This is a genomic window from Sinobaca sp. H24 (assembly GCF_023845525.1).
This window is the reverse complement of sequence record NZ_JALBWT010000010.1, coordinates 67,874-88,141: the sequence shown is the minus strand read 5'-3', so window position 1 is coordinate 88,141 and position 20,268 is coordinate 67,874. Positions and strand designations below refer to the sequence as shown.

Annotated in this window: 28 protein-coding genes and 5 pseudogenes; all 33 read left to right on the top strand. The window is 45.5% G+C overall.

The genetic code is table 11. From position 1 onward, the window contains the following. Window positions 1–3: 3 nt before the first annotated feature. The 33 genes and pseudogenes from MMY81_RS14595 to MMY81_RS14460 all read left to right on the top strand — a co-directional run bounded on the left by MMY81_RS14595 (window position 4) and on the right by MMY81_RS14460 (window position 20,263). Window positions 4–402 (top strand): hypothetical protein, encoded by a 399-nt coding sequence (locus tag MMY81_RS14595; RefSeq protein WP_252313478.1) that lies wholly within the window; start codon window positions 4–6, stop codon window positions 400–402. Further along, a complete protein-coding gene (locus MMY81_RS14590) occupies window positions 368–607 on the top strand; it encodes a magnesium transporter MgtE N-terminal domain-containing protein (protein WP_252313477.1) in 240 nt (79 codons plus the stop codon). Before MMY81_RS14595 ends, MMY81_RS14590 begins: the two co-directional genes overlap by 35 nt. A 33-nt stretch (window positions 608–640) precedes the next feature. After that, complete coding sequence (locus tag MMY81_RS14585) at window positions 641–1,048, top strand: hypothetical protein (RefSeq protein ID WP_252313476.1); 408 nt, start codon at window positions 641–643, stop codon at window positions 1,046–1,048. A gap of 31 nt (window positions 1,049–1,079) precedes the next feature. Then, window positions 1,080–1,490, top strand: a complete 411-nt coding sequence (locus tag MMY81_RS14580) for a hypothetical protein (RefSeq protein ID WP_252313475.1) — start codon at window positions 1,080–1,082, stop codon at window positions 1,488–1,490. Between the two features lie 65 nt (window positions 1,491–1,555). Further along, entirely contained in the window at window positions 1,556–2,413 is an 858-nt protein-coding gene (locus MMY81_RS14575) for a flagellar hook-length control protein FliK (protein ID WP_252313474.1), read from the top strand. Window positions 2,414–2,420: 7 nt separating this feature from the next. After that, window positions 2,421–2,900, top strand: coding sequence for a flagellar hook assembly protein FlgD (flgD, locus tag MMY81_RS14570; RefSeq protein WP_252313473.1), 480 nt, complete (start codon window positions 2,421–2,423; stop codon window positions 2,898–2,900). A gap of 15 nt (window positions 2,901–2,915) precedes the next feature. Next, window positions 2,916–3,305: a TIGR02530 family flagellar biosynthesis protein gene (locus MMY81_RS14565; RefSeq protein WP_252313472.1), complete on the top strand. Its 390-nt coding sequence runs from the start codon at window positions 2,916–2,918 to the stop codon at window positions 3,303–3,305. Window positions 3,306–3,385: 80 nt separating this feature from the next. Beyond that, window positions 3,386–4,177 (top strand): flagellar basal body rod protein FlgG, encoded by a 792-nt coding sequence (gene flgG / locus MMY81_RS14560; protein ID WP_252313471.1) that lies wholly within the window; start codon window positions 3,386–3,388, stop codon window positions 4,175–4,177. A 57-nt stretch (window positions 4,178–4,234) separates the two neighbouring features. Beyond that, window positions 4,235–4,450: a flagellar FlbD family protein gene (locus tag MMY81_RS14555; protein WP_120192248.1), complete on the top strand. Its 216-nt coding sequence runs from the start codon at window positions 4,235–4,237 to the stop codon at window positions 4,448–4,450. Then, window positions 4,451–4,888 carry a flagellar basal body-associated protein FliL gene (gene fliL / locus MMY81_RS14550; RefSeq protein WP_252313470.1) on the top strand — a complete coding sequence of 146 codons (438 nt, stop codon included), beginning with the start codon at window positions 4,451–4,453 and terminating at the stop codon, window positions 4,886–4,888. 18 nt (window positions 4,889–4,906) lie between these two features. After that, a complete protein-coding gene (fliM, locus tag MMY81_RS14545; RefSeq protein WP_252313469.1) occupies window positions 4,907–5,896 on the top strand; it encodes a flagellar motor switch protein FliM in 990 nt (329 codons plus the stop codon). After that, entirely contained in the window at window positions 5,889–7,004 is a 1,116-nt protein-coding gene (gene fliY, locus MMY81_RS14540; RefSeq protein WP_252313468.1) for a flagellar motor switch phosphatase FliY, read from the top strand. Before fliM ends, fliY begins: the two co-directional genes overlap by 8 nt. Window positions 7,005–7,509: 505 nt before the next feature. Then, the gene (locus tag MMY81_RS14535; RefSeq protein ID WP_252313467.1) at window positions 7,510–7,710 is read left to right on the top strand and encodes a hypothetical protein; all 201 of its coding nucleotides are present in this window, start codon (window positions 7,510–7,512) and stop codon (window positions 7,708–7,710) included. Continuing rightward, window positions 7,707–8,099, top strand: a complete 393-nt coding sequence (fliO, locus tag MMY81_RS14530) for a flagellar biosynthetic protein FliO (protein ID WP_252313466.1) — start codon at window positions 7,707–7,709, stop codon at window positions 8,097–8,099. Before MMY81_RS14535 ends, fliO begins: the two co-directional genes overlap by 4 nt. Continuing rightward, window positions 8,096–8,671, top strand: coding sequence for a flagellar type III secretion system pore protein FliP (gene fliP, locus MMY81_RS14525; protein ID WP_374561954.1), 576 nt, complete (start codon window positions 8,096–8,098; stop codon window positions 8,669–8,671). The genes fliO and fliP overlap by 4 nt, the downstream gene beginning before the upstream one ends. A gap of 188 nt (window positions 8,672–8,859) precedes the next feature. After that, window positions 8,860–8,958: a flagellar biosynthetic protein FliQ gene (locus tag MMY81_RS35300; protein ID WP_374562012.1), complete on the top strand. Its 99-nt coding sequence runs from the start codon at window positions 8,860–8,862 to the stop codon at window positions 8,956–8,958. A gap of 440 nt (window positions 8,959–9,398) precedes the next feature. Further along, window positions 9,399–9,533 carry a flagellar biosynthetic protein FliR gene (locus MMY81_RS14520; protein ID WP_308215336.1) on the top strand — a complete coding sequence of 45 codons (135 nt, stop codon included), beginning with the start codon at window positions 9,399–9,401 and terminating at the stop codon, window positions 9,531–9,533. 35 nt (window positions 9,534–9,568) lie between these two features. After that, the gene (locus MMY81_RS14515; protein WP_252313465.1) at window positions 9,569–9,727 is read left to right on the top strand and encodes a flagellar biosynthetic protein FliR; all 159 of its coding nucleotides are present in this window, start codon (window positions 9,569–9,571) and stop codon (window positions 9,725–9,727) included. Between the two features lie 184 nt (window positions 9,728–9,911). After that, window positions 9,912–10,738 (top strand): annotated as a pseudogene (locus MMY81_RS14510) (EscU/YscU/HrcU family type III secretion system export apparatus switch protein). Continuing rightward, a complete protein-coding gene (locus MMY81_RS34055; RefSeq protein ID WP_308215331.1) occupies window positions 10,722–10,898 on the top strand; it encodes an EscU/YscU/HrcU family type III secretion system export apparatus switch protein in 177 nt (58 codons plus the stop codon). Before MMY81_RS14510 ends, MMY81_RS34055 begins: the two are co-directional and overlap by 17 nt. Before the next feature lie 19 nt (window positions 10,899–10,917). Further along, window positions 10,918–12,956, top strand: a pseudogene (flhA, locus tag MMY81_RS14505) (flagellar biosynthesis protein FlhA). 18 nt (window positions 12,957–12,974) lie between these two features. Next, entirely contained in the window at window positions 12,975–14,021 is a 1,047-nt protein-coding gene (locus tag MMY81_RS14500; RefSeq protein WP_252313464.1) for a protein-glutamate methylesterase/protein-glutamine glutaminase, read from the top strand. Between the two features lie 27 nt (window positions 14,022–14,048). Next, on the top strand, window positions 14,049–14,678 hold the full coding sequence (locus MMY81_RS14495) for a chemotaxis protein CheC (RefSeq protein WP_252313463.1): 630 nt from the start codon (window positions 14,049–14,051) through the stop codon (window positions 14,676–14,678). Window positions 14,679–14,976: 298 nt separating this feature from the next. Next, window positions 14,977–15,177: a hypothetical protein gene (locus tag MMY81_RS14490; protein ID WP_252313462.1), complete on the top strand. Its 201-nt coding sequence runs from the start codon at window positions 14,977–14,979 to the stop codon at window positions 15,175–15,177. Window positions 15,178–15,200: 23 nt separating this feature from the next. Next, entirely contained in the window at window positions 15,201–15,515 is a 315-nt protein-coding gene (locus MMY81_RS34050) for a sigma factor (RefSeq protein WP_308215330.1), read from the top strand. Continuing rightward, a complete protein-coding gene (locus MMY81_RS34045; protein ID WP_308215329.1) occupies window positions 15,500–15,925 on the top strand; it encodes a sigma-70 domain-containing protein in 426 nt (141 codons plus the stop codon). Before MMY81_RS34050 ends, MMY81_RS34045 begins: the two co-directional genes overlap by 16 nt. 238 nt (window positions 15,926–16,163) lie before the next feature. Further along, window positions 16,164–16,313, top strand: a complete 150-nt coding sequence (locus tag MMY81_RS35295; protein ID WP_374561949.1) for a 30S ribosomal protein S2 — start codon at window positions 16,164–16,166, stop codon at window positions 16,311–16,313. A 7-nt stretch (window positions 16,314–16,320) separates the two neighbouring features. After that, entirely contained in the window at window positions 16,321–16,500 is a 180-nt protein-coding gene (locus tag MMY81_RS35290; RefSeq protein WP_374562008.1) for a hypothetical protein, read from the top strand. A gap of 14 nt (window positions 16,501–16,514) precedes the next feature. Then, a pseudogene (gene rpsB, locus MMY81_RS35285) lies at window positions 16,515–16,771 on the top strand (30S ribosomal protein S2); the annotation flags it as partial. Between the two features lie 246 nt (window positions 16,772–17,017). Beyond that, a pseudogene (gene tsf / locus MMY81_RS14475) lies at window positions 17,018–17,891 on the top strand (translation elongation factor Ts); the annotation flags it as partial. Window positions 17,892–17,992: 101 nt separating this feature from the next. After that, window positions 17,993–18,700: a UMP kinase gene (gene pyrH / locus MMY81_RS14470; RefSeq protein WP_252313461.1), complete on the top strand. Its 708-nt coding sequence runs from the start codon at window positions 17,993–17,995 to the stop codon at window positions 18,698–18,700. 59 nt (window positions 18,701–18,759) lie between these two features. Next, window positions 18,760–19,266, top strand: a pseudogene (gene frr / locus MMY81_RS14465) (ribosome recycling factor). A gap of 295 nt (window positions 19,267–19,561) precedes the next feature. Further along, entirely contained in the window at window positions 19,562–20,263 is a 702-nt protein-coding gene (locus tag MMY81_RS14460; RefSeq protein WP_374562005.1) for an undecaprenyl pyrophosphate synthase, read from the top strand. Window positions 20,264–20,268: the final 5 nt, after the last annotated feature.

Sequence of the window (20,268 nt, the reverse complement as noted above, 5' to 3'; positions counted from 1 at the left end):
ACGATGGCGAAAACGAAAAAACCATCCATTGATGAAAAAGAGAAAGAAAAAAAAGGCGGTATGGTGCAGTGGTTTGTGTTGATTGTACTCGTACCGGTCACTTTTGCGATCATTATCGGCGTCGTCATTTTGTCGATGATGGGCGTACCGCTTGCGGAAATGAGTAAAAATGCGGCTGCCAGCATACCGGGCATCTCCGCCCTCGTGGAAGATGAACCGGAGCAGGAAGTTGGAGCATCACCGGAAAATGAAGAGACGATCGCCCTGCTTGAAGAGGAAATACAGGCAATGGAGCAGGAACTCGTTGAAAAGGATGAAGAGCTGCTTTCGATGCAGGAGGAAGTGGACGCAGCGGGGCAAGAAGCAGATGCGGGAAGAAGAAGAAATCGAACCCAACCCTGAACTGGCGGAACTTGCTTCCATGTATGAAGAAATGTCCGCAAAAAATGCAGCAGCTATACTAAATGAATTGGACGACGCCGAAGCCATCCGCCACATGCAGGAAATGAATACAGAAAACCGGTCCGCTATATTGGAAAAAATGGAAGTGGAGAAAGCAGCGGTAATTATGGGAGCATTTGCAGAACCTGCCGCAGAAACCGGATGACACTCCTGTATTACTAAGAAAGGAGGTGAACTAGTGCAGGCTATTCAGCAGATATTAAGCCTTTCCGGGGTTAAACCGGCGGGGGCCCAGAACCAGGCTAAAGGAAACAATGCGGGTTTCCTCGATGTTCTAGGTAAAGCGGGCAGAAATTATAATGAAATGCAGCAGGAGAGCGGTAACGAGCCGGGAAAAGATGCCCCGGAGAGCAGGATAGAAGCAGAAGCGTCATTAGGTCATATTATAAAGACGCTGAAAAAAGCCTTTTCTGCAACTACAGAAGCATCGGCCTCATCACCCGCCGCCGAGGAGCTGCAAGCGAAATTGGAAGAACTCTCTTCTTCACAGTCCGGGTTATCGCCCGAAGAAATTGCTGAACAAGTAAACAAGCTTTTCCAAACGTACGATTCTTTCTCTGGAAAACGAACTGCATGTTTTTTTTGAACAACAGGACGTTCAGGAGCAGGGCGCTGAGGTGGATTGGCAGCAAACAGATGTCGAAGCGCTGCAAAGGCAGGAAGCAGCCGTATACGACGCGGCGGATGCTTTGGAAAACAACAGTAAGGTAAGGCCGGAACTTGTCATTTCAGCTGTCACTGCTCTTGTGATTCGAAACAGTGCAGTGGAAACTGCTTCATCCCATCCGGAGGCCGCTCTTCTGCAACAGATTCATACTCTGCATCAACAGAGTGAAACTGCAGCGGCAGATCAAACAACAAAGGCAGAACCGCAAGGCCGGCAGATGGTAGAGCAGATGGCCAAAGAGCTTCCTGCACTCAAAAACCAGTCTCTCCTAAAAGAAGCTGCGTTGATCACACCGGCATTGGAAAAAGCAGTATCCAATCTGGAAAAAGCCGTCGCAGCCGGGCAGAGCCTGCTGTTGTAAAAAAAGCATTATCCAGACTGGCTTCAGAATTAGATGTATTAAAAACCGCCCTGAACGACGCAACGATGAAAACAGCCGCTCCATCCGGGCAGGAGCTGTTAAAAAATGGATCTCCGATTTCTGGCCGATTGCCTGAGTTATTAAAAGGCAGTCTACCCGCAGGTACCGCTGCCGGTGAAAAACTGTCAGATACAGTAAAAGCACCAGTGCTTCTTGTAAAAGAGCCGGGAGTGGAGGCGAACAGAAAAACGACAGAAGGCTACAAAGTGATTACAGATCCTGTCCGCTTCGTGCAGCTTTTATCGGAAGCAGGCAGTTCCGGACCTGTTCTGCCTGAAAAACCAGGTGTGGCACAGGCGGAAACGAGTATCAGTCCAGCTGCAGTTTCGAGAACTGATGGCGGGGCTGAACTGCAGCAGGTTTTAACAAAATCTGCAGTAGAGTCAGGAGCAACCCCGCAGGTGCAGCAGGTTCTTATACAGCTGGGTGAAGCGAAAACGGCTAATGGCCGGCAGCAGGAATTTATTAAGCAGTTTCAGGAAATATTAAACAGATCATCGCTTCAGGCATTTAAAAATGGAACGCAGCAGCTCACTCTTATATTAAGACCTGCCCATTTAGGAAGGATTGATATGAAAATTTTAATGAAGGATGGGGTCATGACCGCCCAGCTCACCGCTTCTTCCAAAGGAGCAAGAGAGATTATGGAGCAGAATCTTCCTTCGTTAAGGCAGAGTTTCGCTTCCCAGCAGCTGCAGGTGGATCGTATTGATATTACGGAACAGCAGGAGAGCCTCTTGAAAGAAAAAGAGGAGCAGGAAGAAAAGCGCCGTCTGCTCAAACATATCCAGCCTGAACCGGACTCTGAAGAATCAGCATTCTCAGATGTTCTCGAAGACATACTCTTTAACGAGAAAGTGTAGGGATAAAATGAATAGTGTAGATATGAATTACCTGCTTCCCCAGGATAATAAAGTTGCTGTAAAAGACGCAAAAGACGGTGCACTCGGAAAAGATGAATTTTTAAAAATACTAATCGCGCAGCTGCAGAATCAGGATCCGATGAATCCAATGGAAGATAAGGAATTCATTGCGCAGATGGCCTCTTTTTCCTCACTTGAACAAATGACAAATATGAATCAGTCACTGCAGAAATTCACAGAAGCACAGGAAAGCGGCTCGCTTGTTCAGCACAGCCAGCTGATCAATAAAGAAATTACATGGCAGTCTAAAGAAGATGAAGTAAACGGGCTTGCTAAAACAAAAGATCATCAAAATACGGTGACATCCGTTCAGAAAGACAGCAAAGGAGCTATCCGCTATTTACTTGACAACAACAGCTGGATTGACAGTACTCAGCTCGTACAGGTAAGGGCAGATAAGGGAACTGCGGAACCCCCAACCTTATAGAGAGGATCCCAACCTATGATTCAGGATATTGGAAAGCAGGACTGGAACCGGCTTCCGCATCCAGGCGCGGCGGTGAAGCACCCCACAGATAACAGCCGGAAAGCCTCTTTTGCCGACCTGCTTCATTCCCGGCAGGCCGAACCGCTGAAAATCAGCAGACATGCAGAAAAAAGAATCACGCAGCGGGACGTCCGGGTGTCGGAAGGGGAATGGAAAGCGATTGAAGAAAAGATGTCGGAAGCGCGGCGTCAGGGAGTCAAAGATTCAGTAGTATGGACGAGCCGTGCAGCGCTTGTCGTGAGCGCAGAAAATCATACGGTTATTACAGCGATGACCCATAAAGAAGCAAGCAACCACGTATTCACCAATATTAACGGAACGATGTTCGTAAAAGAAGAAGCCTGACCTTACGAGGAAGCTTCATGCATCAGGCCGACGATTCTGATGCTGTCAAATAACTTATAAAAAAACCAGGAGGAACTATTATGATTAAATCCATGTATTCAAGTATTGCAGGAATGAAGAACTTTCAGCAGAAGCTCGACGTAACAAGTAATAACATCGCCAACGTCAACACGTTCGGTTTTAAAAAAGGAAGAGCGACGTTTCAGGACATGATCAGCCAGCAGATGGGTGGAGGAGCACAGGCTGCAGCAGGCGGCCAGGGAGGCATTAATGGCAAGCAGATAGGTATGGGTTCCAAAATGGGAAGCATTGATACGGTTCATACGCAGGGAAGTCTGCAGAATACAGGCCGCCAGCTTGACCTTGGTGTTACAGGAGAAGGATTTTTCCAGGTCAATAACGGCGAGGAAGATTTGTATACAAGATCAGGTAACTTCTATCTTGATGAAGCCGGCACGGTAGTCAACGCCGAAGGCATGATTCTCCAGGGAGAGGATGGAGCTATTAATATCCCGGCAGATGCACAAAGCTTCAGCGTCAGCACAGACGGAGCTGTTAATATTACAAACGCTGCCGGAGATAACGAGAACGTCGGCCAAATAGTACTTACTACGTTCAATAACCCGGAAGGATTGGAGAAAGCCGGAGGCAGCACATACAGAGTAACGGATAACTCTGGAGCAGGCGTTCAGGATATACCTGGAGTTGACGGCAGGGGAGATGTTATCTCCGGGACGCTGGAAATGTCCAACGTGGACCTGGCGGATGAATTTACGGAAATGATCGTAGCGCAGCGTGGTTTCCAGGCGAACACCCGCGGTATTACAACGGCAGACGAAATCCTGCAGGAACTGATGAGCCTGAAGCGTTAATACTAAGAAAAGGAGAGCAGGCCGGGTAAAACAGGGTTCCGGCCTGTTATATTACATATGATTACATTAACCAGATTAACAGGAGATACGTTTTTGTTGAATGTCCCTTTTATTGAACAAATGGAAGCCCGTCCCGATACAACGATTACGCTGTGGAGCGGAAAAAAGATTTTTGTGAAAGAATCCCTGACAGAAGTGAAAGCACTGTGTGAGGAAGCATACCGCAAAATGGGGCTGGTAGGATCAATTATAAACCCGGAAAGGGAGAGCTGAGTGAATAACAAAAAAGTAATGGGTATGCTGTTAATTTTTATAGTAACCGTGGGCGTTATCGGAGCTGGAGCGTTTTATTTTATTCAAAACACCAGTTCAACGGCAGAGGCGGATGAGGCGGAAGTATTATCGGCAGATGAAATGGCTGCAAACTCCTGGGAACTCGAAGAATTGACAACTAATCTGGCGGATGATCATTTTATTAAAGCCTCATTCAAAATCCAGCTGGATTCAGAAAAAGGAAGAGAAGAGCTGGAAAAAAGAGATTATCAGGTGAAAAACGCAATAATCATGGATTTGTCTTCGCGTTCTGCGGAATCACTGCAGACGACAGAAGGCCTTAAAGAAATGGAAAAAGCGCTTCAGGAAACGATAAATAAAGAAATGACAAAAGGCAAAGTGGTTAAAGTATACATCACCCAGCGCTTAATTCAATAGAAATAAAGGGGGGAGCAAGTGGCTGATGTATTATCCCAGGGAGAGATAGACGCCCTGATGTCTGCATTATCAACAGGCGAAATGAATGCAGATCAACTCAAGCAGGAAGAACATGAAAAAAAAGTACGGACGTATGATTTCAAACGGGCACTCCGATTTTCCAAGGATCAGATCCGCAGTCTTTCCAGAATTCACGAAAATTTCGCCAGACTGCTCACTACCACCCTTTCCGCACAGCTGCGGACGTTTGTGCAGATTTCCGTTTCCACAGTGGATCAGCTGCCGTACGATGAATTTATTATTTCCATACCGAAAATGACGCTTTTAAACGTATTTGAAGCACAGCCTATGGCAGGCCGGCTTTTAATGGAAGTGAATCCAAATATCGCTTATGCCATGATGGACCGCCTACTCGGCGGTAATGGCAGCAGTGTAAATAAAATCGACAATTTAACAGAAATCGAAACAATCATTATGACGAGGCTTTTCCAGACGATGCTTGATTCTTTTCAAGGAGCATGGGAATCGGTGATGGAAATCGATCCGGTAGCAGAAGAAATGGAAGTAAATCCGCAGTTTCTGCAGATGGTCTCTCCCAACGAAACGGTTGTGGTGATTTCGTTATCGACGACTATCGGTGAAACGACGGGCATGATCAATATCTGCCTTCCCCACGTTGTAATGGAGGATATACTTCCCGATATTTCGGGTCATTACTGGATGCAGACAGCCAAAAAGGAAACCAATCAGGAAGAGTATCTGAAGCTGTCCAACCAGATAAAAACCGCTCCTCTTACGCTGCAGGCGGTGCTCGGTCATTCTAGTATTACGATTGAAGAATTTCTGCAGCTGTATGAAGGAGACGTTATTGAACTCGATCAGAAAATTACCGAGCCGTTAACGGTATTAACAGAAGGTGTGCCCAAGTATAAAGCACAGCCCGGCAGACGTGGAAAAAAGCTCGGCGTGCAGATTATAGAAGATATTAAGGAGGAACCAAATGAGTGATGATATGCTTTCCCAGGACGAGATCAACAATCTGTTAAAACGAGTAGCAGAAGAAGAAAACGGCGGGGGACCAGCCGAAGAGGATCTGCCTGCGCTGGATTCCATTGAAAAAGATGCGCTTGGAGAAATAGGGAACATTTCGTTTGGAAGTGCGGCGACCGCTCTTTCTACGCTGCTAAACCAAAAAGTGGAAATTACTACACCTGAAATTTCCGTTATTGACAGCTCAGAGCTCAATGAGGAGTTTCCGGTCCCTCATGTTGCAGTAAACGTAGATTATACCGCTGGATTTGAAGGAACCAACTTACTGGTAATTAACTCAACGGATGCGGCGATTATTGCAGATTTAATGATGGGCAATGACGGAACATCTCCGGAAGCTGTATTAAGTGAGATGTATTTAAGTGCCATGCAGGAAGCGATGAACCAGATGATGGGCTCTGCTTCTACTTCAATGTCAACTATTTTTAACAAAAAAGTAGATATTTCCCCGCCCGGTATTGAAGTAATGGACGTGGGAAATGAAGAAGGAACATCCCATATACCTAAAGATAAAAAGCTCGTAAAAATTGCGTTTCATATGAAAATCGGTACGCTGGTTGATTCTTATTTAATGCAGATTGTCACGATTCCTTTTGCTAAAAAAATGGTGGAAGAATTAATGGGCACGCCGGAAGAAGAGCTCTCTGCTGACGAACATATCGTCGAGGAGCCGGTTCCTCCGGCTCCTCCCATGCAGGAAAAAACGAACGCTTCTGTTTCGGAGTCAAAAGAACAGCCGGCTGCCAGCCGGGTCGAAAATGCTGCTTTTTCTCCATTTGAAGAAATGGATCGAGGGACATCAGACCCGAAAAATCTCGACATGCTTCTTGATATTTCATTAGAGGTGACGGTTGAGCTGGGCAGGACAAAGAAATCGATTAAAGATATTCTGCATTTTTCGCAGGGGTCCATTATCGAATTGGATAAGCTTGCCGGCGAGCCGGTTGATATTTTAGTTAACCAAAAGCTGGTAGCACGCGGGGAAGTTGTCGTTATTGATGAAAATTTCGGAGTGCGTGTGACAGATATCGCAAGCCGGGAAGACCGAATCCGCCATATTCAATAAAATATTTTTTTCAAAACACGCTATCTCTAAACGGATATAGCGTGTTTTTGATTTGATGAAAGAAACTAGTTTAAAGTAGTCCTTTATTCCTTGAATGATGGAACATCCTATCGGAATTCTACCTTTGATGGTTAAACATAAGATATTTACAATCACTGCTGCTGCAGTCTTATACAAAGGACTATAAAAATAAACTGGGCATTTATTACTAACATATTCAAAAACCAAAAGACTGTTAGACAAACGTCCTAATTTTTTGTACAATTTTAATAGTTGATCTGATAGTTTGTAATAATTTGGAATAAAAGTTGTTATAAAGTCATAATATATTTACGTTTATTATTAATTTTTAGAAAACAGAGGATCCTTGTACCCAGATGGAGGGAGGCAGTTGGGTATAAATACATTTTCAAAAAATGTGGTGAGGATGCTTCTATTTTCAGCTGCTCTGACTGTTACATAGTACTGCACTGTATTTTACTTAATAAAGATAAGAGGCGAAGCAATGATTAAAAAAATATGCAGCATGTGGCTTATCTCTTTATTGTTTTTTCTTGGAATGGCTGCATCTGTTCAGGCGGAAGAAAACCGAACGCTGAATGATGCGCTCGAAGAAGGAACGCCGCCGGCAGAAGAAACGGATGCTGCAGAAGAAGAAATCGCTCTTGTAGAAGAACGAAGCGCGGTCATGATCTTCGTCAGATGATTCTTGCCCTGGCAGCCGTCATTACGATTATGTACCTGCTTCTCAAATTCATAAACAAACGAACCAAAAAATATTCTTCCAACCAGACGATGCAGAATCTGGGAGGGGTGCCGCTTGGGCAGAACAAATCGGTTCAGCTCGTCAAAGTCGGTGAAAGACTTTTAGTTGTAGGCGTAGGCGAATCGATTCAGCTTTTAAAAGAAATAGAAGATGAGGAGGAAAGGGAGACATTATTGGAACAGCCTGAACCTGAACCATCATTCTTTTTCAAGAAAAAACAAAAAAAAGAAGACCACGCCGGATTTCAATTCAAGTCGATTTTGGATAAAAGACTTGAAGAAATAGAAAAAAACCGCAAACCGGGAAGCGGGAGGGATGAAGGTTCATGATACTGATGTTTCCAAGTATTGATTTTGGGGCCTTTACAAGCGACGACCCGGAAAACATGGCAACGACACTGCAGCTTGTAGCGCTTATGACGGTCTTATCACTAGCTCCAGCTATTCTTATTTTAATGACCAGTTTTACCCGAATTGTTATTGTACTAAGTTTTGTACGAATGGGACTAGCTACCCAGCAGATGCCTCCGAACCAGGTTCTTATCAGCCTGGCATTATTTATGACTTTTTTCATTATGGCCCCGGTATTTTCGGACATTAATGAGTCCGCGCTGACGCCGATGCTTGATGGGGAGATGACGCAGGAAGAAGCCTTTACGGAAGGCACCGAGCCGCTCAAAGAATTTATGTCCCAGCATACGAGGGAAAAGGATCTGGCTTTATTTATGGGATATGCCGGACTCGAGAGGCCGGAAACGCTGGAAGATGTTCCTCTAACAGCACTGATTCCCGCTTTTGCAATAAGTGAACTGAAAACAGCGTTTCAAATCGGGTTTCTGATTTTTGTTCCGTTTCTGGTTATTGACATGATTGTGGCGAGTTCCTTATGTCCATGGGTATGATGATGCTTCCGCCGGTCATGATTTCCCTGCCGTTTAAAATTTGTTATTCGTACTCGTGGATGGCTGGTATTTGATTGTAGAATCGCTTTTATTAAGTTATTAGAGGGTGGATGATATGACGCCGGAAACGGTCATTAATATAGCAGAAAGCGGCGTTGGATGGTATTCATTATGCGGTCCGCTGCTGGTTGTGCTTTAGTCCTGGGATTTGGCGTAGCGATTTTCCAGGCAACACACAGATTCAGGAACAGACACTGGCGTTTATACCGAAAATTTTGGAGTATTGATCTGCCTGATTTATTCGGGCCTGGATGCTCCACAGATGGTGCATTTTACATACCAGCTGCTAGTAATTTAAACGACTTTATTGGATAGGGAGAACATTATGGAATGGATAGAGCAGCTGCCTGCATACTTATTGGTCCTGGCGAGAGTCCTGGCTTTTTTTACAACGATGCCTCTATTCTCTTATCGGAATGTTCCTCCTATTTTAAAGTTGGACTGGTATTTTCTTTGCTTTTTTTATTACTATTCAGCATTGATGCCCGGCGATGGAGGTAGACAGCACGTTCGTGCTTATTCTATTTAAAGAGATCTGGTAGGCCTTAGCATCGGCCTGCTGGCTGGGATGCTTTTATACGCGGTGCAGACGGGGTATGTTTCTGGATACGTCACTCGGGTTTCTAATGGCCAACGTGATTGATCCGCAGACGGTGCTCAGACGCCGCTGACAGGTGGGTATCTTTATACGTTTACGCTTCTGCTGCTTCTCGCGCTGGACGGTCATCACATGATGCTCGATGGAATGTTTTACAGCTACAACTTTATTCCGATGGAACAGGTAACGCTGCCTTGGAGATGAGAAGTCGTGCGGCATATTGCAGGTCTTTTGCGCTGATGTTTATGATTGCCTTCCAAATGGCCTTTCCGGTTATGGGTGCGTTGTTTTTAGTAGATATCGCGCTTGGCATGATGGCGCGGGCGGTTCCGCAGATGAACGTATTTGTAGTTGGACTGCCGCTTAAAATATTTGCAGGATGCCGCTTTTGGCTATAGGCCTGCCCAGCTTTTACTTAGTAGTGGAAAATCTATTCGATCAAACATATGAGGCGATGCGTGTGTTAATGACTTTGCTGGGGAGTGCATAATATGAAGCTTCGTCTGGATCTGCAGTTTTTTCGGGTGAAAAAACAGAAAAAGCCACCCGAAGAAAAAAGAAGAATCAAGAAATAAAGGCCAGGTGGCAAAAAGTAACGATGTGAATACAGCGCTGATGATGCTTGGTTTTTTCCTGTTTTGTTTTTTTATGCCGGGACAGTCGGAGAATATCTCATGGACATGATGAGCCATGTGTTCACCGAATACCTGCTTCGTGACATTACAATTGCAAGCGTGGAAGACATCATGTTTGAAATAACGGTGGAATCCTCCATCGTTCTGCTGCCGCTGATGGCCGTAGCCGTCATAATCGGTACTGCCGCGGCTGCTATGCAGGTGGGGCTGAAGTATACTCCGGAAGCCATCAAAATGAAATTGGAGAAAATCGATCCTTTAAAAGGCTTTAAACGAATATTCTCCGCCCGGGCGATTGTGGAGCTGTTCAAATCATTATTCAAGATCACGCTCGTTGGAGCCGTTGTTTTTACGATTATTTATATTCATCTGGATGACCTGCTGATGATGTACCAGAAGCATCCGCTGGACGGGTTCTACCTGATTGCGAGGCTTACCGGCCTGATCGGGGTGGCAAGCGCCATCCTGCTCGTTATCCTGGCGGTTCCGGATTATATCTATCAGCGCTATGACCATGAAAAACAGATGAGAATGTCCAAGCATGACGTGAAAGAAGAACATAAAAAAATGGAAGGGGATCCGCGCATCAAATCAAAAAGGCGCCAGAAACAGATGGATATGGCGATGAACCGGATGATGCAGGAAGTCCCAAAAGCGGATGTTGTCATAACCAACCCTACCCATTTTGCTGTCGTGCTCAAATATGAAGATGGTTCGATGGCTGCTCCGGTAGTCACTGCCAAAGGCGCGGATTTCGTTGCAAAAAAAAATTAAAGAGCTGGCCCGCGAAAATCATATTCCGATGGTGGAAAACAAGCCGCTTGCAAGAGCCTTGTTCAGCCAGGCGGATATCGGCGACGAAGTGCCGGAGGATTTGTTCAAAGCCGTCGCAGAAGTACTCGCGTATATTTACCGGCTCAAGCACAAAATATGAAAAGGAGAGGAGGAAGTAAATGAAAATTAGAGAGTTTTCCGTATTGTTCGGCGTCATCATGATTGTAGTTATGCTGATTATTCCTCTTCCCACCCTAATACTGGATTTATTAATCATTTTAAATATCTCGCTGGCGCTTTTAATTATTCTTGTCGCAATGAATACGAAAGAACCACTGGAATTTTCTATATTTCCGACCCTTCTTCTACTCGTCACCCTTTTCAGGCTGGGTCTCAACGTCTCCACGACCCGTTCAATATTAAGCAATGCCGATGCGGGGAACGTCATTGAAACATTTGGTAATTTCGTTATATCGGGAAGTGCATTAGTCGGCTTTGTTGTTTTTCTTATCTTAATTATTATTCAATTCGTCGTGATCGTAAAAGGGGCTGAGCGGGTTTCGGAAGTCGGCGCCCGATTTACGCTTGATGCTATGCCTGGTAAGCAGATGAGTATTGATGCAGATTTGAATGCGGGTATGATCTCCGACCTCGAAGCCAAGCAGCGCCGTGAAAAAATTGAACGGGAAGCTGACTTTTACGGATCCATGGACGGGGCAAGTAAATTTGTAAAAGGGGACGCGATTGCAGGTATTGTTATCGTCATTATTAACATGATCTTTGGTATCGTGATCGGCATGACCGAACACAGTATGGATGTCGGCACCGCAGCGAATACTTTTACGCTTCTTACCGTAGGAGACGGACTTGTCAGCCAAATACCTGCGCTGCTTATCTCGACTGCTACCGGTATTATCGTTACAAGAGCCGTATCGGAAGGCAATCTGGGCTCGGATGTAACCCGGCAGCTGCTGGCTTTTCCTACCATGCTCTATATTGCGGCAGGATCCATTTTTGCTCTCGGCGTTTTTACGCCGATTAACTTCTTTTTAACATTTTCCATTGCTTCGCTGCTCTTTGTTTTAGCCTGGTTTGCCAACAAAACGCTCAAATCGGAAGCTCTCGAAGCCGAAACGGCAGCAGCGGCAGGCCAGGAAGAAGAAGTGGACATGAAGTCTCCGGAAAATGTGGTTCATCTGTTAACGGTTGACCCTATTGAATTTGAGTTCGGGTACGGGCTGATTCCATTAGCTGATACCAATCAGGGGGGCGACCTGCTCGACCGGATTGTGATGATCCGCCGTCAGCTCGCTCTGGAAATGGGAATGATTGTTCCGGTCATCCGCATCCGGGATAATATCCAGCTGCAGCCCAATGAATACGTGATAAAAATGAAAGGCAATGAAGTAGCAGGAGGGGAAATGCTGCTCGATCACTATCTGGCTATGAGCCCGGGAGTCGAAGATCCGGCCGTACAGGGGATCGAAACAGTGGAGCCGGCATTTGGTCTGGCGGCCCTCTGGATAACCGAGGACATGAAAGACACCGCTGAAGGCTCCGGCTATACGGTTGTTGATCCGCCTTCCGTTGTGTCCACGCATTTAACAGAAGTTGTAAAAGCCCACGCGCACGAGCTGCTTGGAAGGGAAGAAACAAACAGCTGGTGGATCATCTGAAAGAAACATATCCAACGCTTGTGGAGGAAGTAACACCTTCTCCGCTGCAGCTTGGAGAAATTCAGAAAGTGCTTTCCAATCTGCTGAAAGAAAAAATATCGATCCGCAACCTGCCTACTATTTTTGAAATTCTTGCAGAATACGGCCAGATGACAAAAGATATGGATTTAATTACAGAATATGTGCGGCAGGGGCTTTCCAGACAGATCACCAAACAGTTCGCGCAGGAAGGAAGCGCGATGCAGGTCATTACGATCAGTGGAGGAATTGAAAAGCAGATAGCTGACAATATCCAGCAGACAGAACATGGGAATTATCTGGCGATGGATCCAGGCGTAAGCCAGCAGATATTGGAATCGATAAGCAGGGAAACGGAACGGGCTGCCGGAAACGGACAGCCGGCCATTCTCCTTTGTTCACCGGCTGTGCGTATGCATCTGCGTCAGCTTGTGGAACGCTATCTGCCGCAGGTGCCGGTTCTTTCTTACAATGAACTCGAGCCAAGCCAGGAAGTCCAGAGTATTGGCATCGTTCAGCTATAGGAATAGGAGGACTGGAAAGTGATCGATGTGCTGATAGTTGATGATTCAGCGTTTATGAGAAAAATGCTTTCGGAATTTATAAACAGTCAGACGGATATGACCGTAAAAGCAGCAGCAAGAAACGGCAGCGATGCTTTGAAAAAAGTTCAGGCGGAACATTTTGACGTAATGACGCTGGATGTGGAAATGCCTGTTATGAACGGCATAGACGTATTAAAGAAAATCCCGGCAGGCGGGCCGGCCGTTATTATGGTCAGCTCAAAAACCCAGCGCGGTTCCGATATGGCCGTTGAGGCCCTGGAACTGGGAGCAGTAGAAGTAGTGGCCAAGCCTTCGGGATCTATATCCCTTGATATAGAAAAAGTTAAAGAAGAATTTCTTTCTAAAATAAGAATAGCGGCAGCGGCAGGTACGGGAAAGCCGGTGGTGGATCGAAGCCTATCCAGAGCATCTGCACCGACGGTTCCACCTAAAGCAGTTATCCATTCAGGGTGCAGGAACGTTATTGCCATCGGTACATCAACGGGAGGGCCGAAAGCTCTTCAGGTTGTTATACCAAAACTTCCGGCATCACTGCCGGCCCCTGTTTTTGTAGTTCAGCATATGCCTCCCTCCTTTACAGGCTCTCTTGCCAGACGACTTAACCAGATTTCCGGAGTGCGTGTGAAAGAGGCGGAGCATAATGAAACGGCCGAAAACGGTGTCGTTTATATAGCGCCGGGGGGCAGCCAGATGCGTGTCGGTAAAAAAGAGGGAAGGCTGTTTCTTTCCGTGACACAGGAAGAAGCTAACGAAGGGCACCGGCCTTCAGTAGACGTTTTATTTAAATCATTATCCGCCTTAAATCACGTCCGTGTGACAGCGGCAGTGCTTACCGGAATGGGAAGGGACGGAGCGGAGGGAGTAAGGCAGCTGCTTGAACAGAATTCCAGCCGCATTGCAGCGGAGTCGGAAACGACTGCAGTTATATACGGAATGCCAAAAGCGGCAGCCCGGATTGCCGGAGTGGAAAATATAGCACTGGAGCATATAACGGCTTTTCTTACCCGGGAATTTTCCGGCTGAAAATGATAATAGAAAGGACGCAGAGAAATGAACCTGACGATAGATGCCAGATTTGAGGATATGCTTAAGGAGGCGGCCAATATTGGTTCCGGCCGTGCTGTTAATTCGCTGTCCCTGCTGCTGGACGAGCCCGTAACAATGAAGCCTGTTCAATTGAAAATAGTCTCTTTTCAAGAACTTATGTCTGAATATGGTGATAAAGAGGAAGTGATGGCAGCTTCTCTGCTTCCTTTCTACGGTGATTTAGAAGGCATTGTATACCTGCTTTTTTCACAGGACGATATAAACGCATTAGCCGGCTCCTTAATAGGAAGAACTGTAACAATGAAAGAACTGGAAACGGATCCGTATATGAACTCTATGCTGATGGAGCTTGGCAATATTCTATCAGGAGCCTACATTTCCGCGCTGGCTGACTTTACCTCTTTAAACATGCAGACGGCTGCTCCCTCCGCAGCCGTGGATATGGCTGTTTCTCTGTGGAATGAGGGGCTGACATACACCCAGGAAACGCAGAACGAAGTGCTTTTTCTGGAATCAGAATGGAAGAGTGTTTCCCTTCCGGGCGGGACAGCCTCGGGACGTTTCTTATTTCTGCCTGATGCACCCTCTTTTCAAGTGCTGCTGCGCAGGCTGGAGGAAAAAATAAATGACTAGTATTTCAGCTGGGTTATATATAAGGGTGGGAATGTCCGACTGGAAAGGCCTCTACAGAAAAAAGAGCAGCTTCGCACTTCCGGGCTCGGCTCCTGCATCGGCGTATCATTTACCAGCGGAGCGGCCCTCTGGCAAGTCATGGCTCATATTCTGCTTCCTGCGTGCCCGGAGAACCAGTTGGAAAACACGCAGCTGAGAGCTAAATTTGCTGATACTTCTATAGAAGATATTATTCATTTTTTTCATAAACAAAATATCCCCTCCCGAAAACTTGCCGCCAAAATGCAGGGGAGCACAGATGTTTGCTGTATCTTCTGCAAAAGAAAACAAAAGCATCGGTTTCAGGAATGCAGAAGCGGTAAAAGAAGCGCTGCAGCTCTACTCCGTACCGCTGCTTGCTGAGGATACCGGGGGCGATAAAGGCAGAACGATTACATTTGATCCTGGGTCAGCCAACCTTTACATACGAAAAGCCTATGGAGAAGAAAACGCAATTTAAAATGATGGAAAAGGGGAACTACAATGGCAAGAACAACTTTTCATGAGCATCAGGAGCTTTGGGAAAAATGGATAGAGCATAGAGACATGGAGGCGTGCAATCAGCTCATGCATGAGTACCAGCCGCTTGTTCATTATCACGTGCAGCGTATTGGGGCAGGGCTGCCAAAAAGTGTACGTCGGGACGATCTGTGGAGCCATGCAATGGCAGGCCTGTATGACGCAATGAAAAAATTTGATTTCAGCCGTGACCTGAAATTTGATACCTACGCCTCTTTTCGTATTAAAGGCTCTATTCTGGACGGTCTCGGCAGGAGGATTGGATGCCCAGGTCATTAAGGGAAAAGTCGAAAAAACTGGAAGAAACGACGGAAATGCTTGAACAAAAGCACGGCAGGTATGTGACGGAAGAGGAAGTGGCCATGCAGATGAACGTAACGACTGCGGAAGTTCGGAAGGTAAGTGCAGAAAGCTTTTTCGCTAATGTCCTTTCAATGGACGAAGAGAGCGCGGAAGGCGATAAATCAGAATCATTTAAAGTAGCTATACGTGATGAAAAAACCCTGAGCCCTGAAGATCTAATGATGAAAGATGCTTCCATTCAGGAACTTGCCGAAGTGATTCAATCCCTCACTGAAAAGAAAAATGGTCGTCAGTCTGTTTTATACAGAGAGATGACGCTTACGGAAATTGGGGAAATTATGAGCCTTCCACTTCCCGATTTCCCAGATCCATTCCAAAGCCTTTAAATTAAAACAGGCCTGGAAAAAAGAAAACTGCAGAACAACGGATAAAATCGGTTTTAGAAATGAAATATTTTTACAAATAAATAAAGCTCATTATCTTGATTTGCCTATAAGCATATGATATATTAATTGACGGTGTTAAATACACACGCCCGGCTGATCTGTAACAAGGTGGCTGCACAGCGCAGCTCAATTGCAGAGAAGATGCAGGCGGAGGAAAAAACCTAAGGAGGAATCAATCATGGCAGTTATTTCCATGAAACAATTACTAGAAGCAGGGGTACACTTTGGTCATCAGACTAGACGCTGGAACCCGAAAATGAGCCGTTATATTTTACTGAAAGAAATGGTATTTATATCATTGACCTTCAGAAGACGGTTAAAAAAGTAGAAGAAGCATAAACTACGTACGCGACATTGCTGCAGACGGAGGAAAAATTCTTTTCGTTGGAACGAAAAGCAGGCACAGGATTCAGTCCGTGACGAAGCTATCCGTTCAGGCCAGTTTATATCAACAGCGCTGGCTCGGGGAACTCTTACAAACTTTGCAACGATCCGTAAGCGTATTGCCGCCCTAAAGGATATCGAAAAAATGCAGGAAAATGGAACTTTTGAAGTCCTGCCTAAAAAAGAAGTAATGCTCCTAGTTAAAGAAATGGACCGTTTGGAAAATTCCTTGGCGGAATCAAAGAAATGAAGAAGCTGCCTGCAGCCATTTTCATTATTGACCCGCGCAAGGAAAGAATTGCTGTCGCAGAAGCGCACAAGCTTAATATCCCAATCGTTTCTATTGTAGATACAAACTGCGACCCGGATGAAATTGACAAAGTAATTCCTGGTAATGATGACGCGATCCGCGCTGTACGCCTTTTAACTTCAAAAATGGCAGACGCTGTTATTGAAGCAAATAGAGCTAATGAGCAGGCTGAACTTGAGAAAGAAACAGAAGAAGAAGCTGCTGAAAACAGGAAACAATTTCATAATCACAGCATCATAACGATGCTGTACACAAAAGGGTGGTATAAGGGGATTGCCCTTTATCATCCTTTTGCTATAGAAAAGAAACAGGCATTTATTCTGAGGAGGAATATAACAATGGCAATTACAGCTGGTATGGTAAAAGAGCTCCGCGCAAAAACAGGAGCCGGAATGATGGACTGCAAAAAGGCACTACGGAAACAGACGGAGATATGGATCAGGCAGTTGATTATCTTCGTGAAAAAGGTATTCCAAAGCGCAAAGAAAGCAGATCGTGTGGCAGCAGAAGGTCTTTCCTCCGTATTAATCGAAGGAAACAAAGCAGTTATTCTTGAAATTAATGCAGAGACAGATTTCGTAGCTAAAAACGAAAACTTCCAGGCACTGGTCAAAGATGTACTTCCTATCTTCTTTCAGAAGAGCCGGCAGATGTTGACACAGCACTTGCTGCTTCGTTTAAAGAAGGAGTAACGCTTCAGGATTACCTGAACGACCAGATCGCTAAGATCGGGGAGAAAATTTCCCTCCGCCGTTTTGAAATTGTAAAGAAAGCGACAATGATTCGTTCGGCTCGTATCTTCATATGGGAGGACGCATTGGTGTTCTTACGCTTCTTGAAGGCACAACCGATGATCAGGCAGCTAAAGACGTAGCAATGCACATCGCTGCTATCAACCCGAGCTACACGTCCCGTGATCAGGTACCTCAGGAAGAAGCAGATCGTGAAAGAGAAGTTCTTAAGCAGCAGGCTCTTAACGAAGGCAAGCCGGAAAACATCGTTGAAAAGATGGTAGAAGGCCGTATTAACAAATACTTCGAGCAGATCTGCCTATTGGATCAGGAATTCGTAAAAGATCCGGACCAGAAAGTCGGCAAGTATGTGAAAAGCTTCGGCGCTGAAGTAAAAGGCTTTGTCCGCTATGAAGTTGGAGAAGGTATGGAAAAACGTGAAGATAACTTTGCTGAAGAAGTTATGTCCCAAGTGAAAAAATAATGGTGCAGCGGGTATGCTCCCTGGATATATCCAGTGGGGCAGGCCCTCTTTCCATGTTATAGAAGGGTTTCACAATAATACCTGACAAGCGGAGGTAAATGATGGAAAAGTACAATAGAGTAGTATTGAAATTAAGCGGTGAAGCTCTTGCCGGAAAATTAGGATATGGAATTGACCCGGAAGTTATTCAGTCCATAGCCACCCAGATTAAAGAGATTGTGGCTTATGATATTGAAATAGCTATCGTAGTCGGCGGCGGAAATATCTGGCGCGGAATGGCTGGCAGCGCAAAAGGAATGGACCGCGCAACAGCTGATTATATGGGAATGCTTGCAACCGTCATGAACTCACTGGCACTTCAGGACAGCCTGGAAGATAACGGCGTTCAGTCCAGAGTGCAGACATCCATTGAAATGAGACAGGTTGCTGAACCATACATAAGACGCAAGGCGATCAGGCACTTGGAGAAAAAACGTGTTGTTATTTTTGCAGCCGGTACAGGCAATCCGTATTTTTCTACAGATACGACAGCTGCCCTTCGCGCTGCTGAAATTGAAGCCGAAGTGATTCTTATGGCCAAAAATAAAGTAGACGGCGTATATGATGCGGATCCATTCGTTCATCCGGAAGCCAAAAAGTATCAGGAGCTTACTTACCTTGATCTGCTGAACGGAAACCTTGGCGTCATGGATTCAACGGCCTCTACTCTTTGCATGGACAACGACATCCTCTTCTCGTGTTTTCCATTATGGAAGAGGGCAACATTAAAAAGGCTGTACTCAAGAAAAAATTGGTACAGTAATTAGGGGGAAATAAACGTGGCAGAGAACGCAAAGCAGGAAACATCCGCTAAAATGAAAAATCCATCGACTCCTTTCAACGGGAGCTTGCAACATTAAGAGCAGGAAGGGCTAACCCTTCTATGCTTGATAAAGTAATCGTGAGCTATTACGGGGCGGAAACACCTCTTAACCAGCTGGCTTCCATTTCTGTGCCGGAAGCACGGCTTCTGGTTGTAGCACCTTATGACAAATCCTCTATCAACGATATGGAAAAAGGAATCCAAAAAGCCAACCTTGGTCTTACTCCGAGCAACGACGGCGAAGTGATCCGTATCTCCATACCGGCTCTTACAGAGGAACGCCGCAAAGACTTATCAAAACTGGTAGGCAAATATGCAGAAGAGGCAAAAGTGGCGATCCGCAATCTCCGCCGCGACGCTAACGAATCTCTTAAAAAGCAGCAAAAGATGGAGATATTACAGAAGATGATCTCGTCGCCAGCAGGATGATATTCAAAAAGTAACAGATCAGCACATTGCAGAAATGATAAAGCAGCAGCAGATAAAGAAAAAGAAATTATGGAAGTTTAAGCTCACAGACGATACATAGAAAGAATGTAAAACCCTCTTCTTGCAGGAGGGTTTTTCCTTTTATAAAGAAATAAAGAAAAGGGCTGCCGCCTAACAGGAAAAGTTTCCCTCATCTCTTGTGTTTGAGAGCACTAATGCTTTAAGATGAAAAAGGACTGCATAACTCTGCCGGTATAGAAAACAGGCAGAAAAAAATAATGGGTTACATATTAAAAGAAGGCTGGTGCCCCAACCATGATTGATAGATTTTTAAAAAATCCAGAAAACGCCCGCATCAAAAGGCCGACACTGCTAAATCAGTAACATACCGGCTCACGTTGCTATCATAATGGATGGAAATGGGCGCTGGGCAAAGGAACGAGGCATGCCGCGCGTCGCTGGACATCGTGAAGGCATGAAAACCATTAATCGCATTGTAGAAAAAGCCCATTTAATGGGAATTAAATATATAACGCTCTATGCATTTTCAACGGAAAACTGGAAACGTCCCAAGTCAGAAGTGGAATTTCTCATGAGGATGCCGGAAAAATTTATTACGAAAGAGCTTCCCTCCCTGATGGAAAACAACGTTAAAGTTCAAATGATGGGGAGCACGGATCTGCTTCCGGCCCATACGTTGAAAGCTGTTAAAAAAGCAATCGATGATACGGCCGGCAACACAGGTATTGTTATGAATATTGCGATGAATTACGGCGGACGGGATGAGCTGGTCCGCGCCGTGAAAGCACTTGGAGAAGAAGTGGAGAGCGGTTCTATTAAAGCTGAAGATATTTCGGAAAAAGATATAAAGGCAAAACTTTTCAGCAGCAATCTTCCGGATCCGGATCTGCTCATACGAACGAGCGGAGAGATACGCCTGAGCAACTTTATGCTGTGGCAGCTGGCTTACAGCGAGTTTTGGTTTACAGATGTTCTCTGGCCGGACTTTAACGGGGAGCACCTGGAAGAAGCAGTTAAGGTGTTTCAGGAAAGGAAGCGGCGGTACGGGGGCGTTTAGATGGG

Coding starts and splice junctions, on each gene's coding strand:
- MMY81_RS14595 (WP_252313478.1), top strand. CDS start 4: ATGGCGAAAACGAAAAAACCATCCATTGATGAAAAAGAGAAAGAAAAA.
- MMY81_RS14590 (WP_252313477.1), top strand. CDS start 368: ATGCGGGAAGAAGAAGAAATCGAACCCAACCCTGAACTGGCGGAACTT.
- MMY81_RS14575 (WP_252313474.1), top strand. CDS start 1,556: ATGAAAACAGCCGCTCCATCCGGGCAGGAGCTGTTAAAAAATGGATCT.
- flgD (WP_252313473.1), top strand. CDS start 2,421: ATGAATAGTGTAGATATGAATTACCTGCTTCCCCAGGATAATAAAGTT.
- MMY81_RS14565 (WP_252313472.1), top strand. CDS start 2,916: ATGATTCAGGATATTGGAAAGCAGGACTGGAACCGGCTTCCGCATCCA.
- flgG (WP_252313471.1), top strand. CDS start 3,386: ATGATTAAATCCATGTATTCAAGTATTGCAGGAATGAAGAACTTTCAG.
- MMY81_RS14555 (WP_120192248.1), top strand. CDS start 4,235: ATGATTACATTAACCAGATTAACAGGAGATACGTTTTTGTTGAATGTC.
- fliY (WP_252313468.1), top strand. CDS start 5,889: ATGAGTGATGATATGCTTTCCCAGGACGAGATCAACAATCTGTTAAAA.
- MMY81_RS14535 (WP_252313467.1), top strand. CDS start 7,510: ATGATTAAAAAAATATGCAGCATGTGGCTTATCTCTTTATTGTTTTTT.
- fliO (WP_252313466.1), top strand. CDS start 7,707: ATGATTCTTGCCCTGGCAGCCGTCATTACGATTATGTACCTGCTTCTC.
- fliP (WP_374561954.1), top strand. CDS start 8,096: ATGATACTGATGTTTCCAAGTATTGATTTTGGGGCCTTTACAAGCGAC.
- MMY81_RS14515 (WP_252313465.1), top strand. CDS start 9,569: ATGTTTATGATTGCCTTCCAAATGGCCTTTCCGGTTATGGGTGCGTTG.
- MMY81_RS14495 (WP_252313463.1), top strand. CDS start 14,049: ATGAACCTGACGATAGATGCCAGATTTGAGGATATGCTTAAGGAGGCG.
- MMY81_RS14490 (WP_252313462.1), top strand. CDS start 14,977: ATGTTTGCTGTATCTTCTGCAAAAGAAAACAAAAGCATCGGTTTCAGG.
- MMY81_RS34050 (WP_308215330.1), top strand. CDS start 15,201: ATGGCAAGAACAACTTTTCATGAGCATCAGGAGCTTTGGGAAAAATGG.
- MMY81_RS34045 (WP_308215329.1), top strand. CDS start 15,500: ATGCCCAGGTCATTAAGGGAAAAGTCGAAAAAACTGGAAGAAACGACG.
- MMY81_RS35295 (WP_374561949.1), top strand. CDS start 16,164: ATGGCAGTTATTTCCATGAAACAATTACTAGAAGCAGGGGTACACTTT.
- pyrH (WP_252313461.1), top strand. CDS start 17,993: ATGATGGAAAAGTACAATAGAGTAGTATTGAAATTAAGCGGTGAAGCT.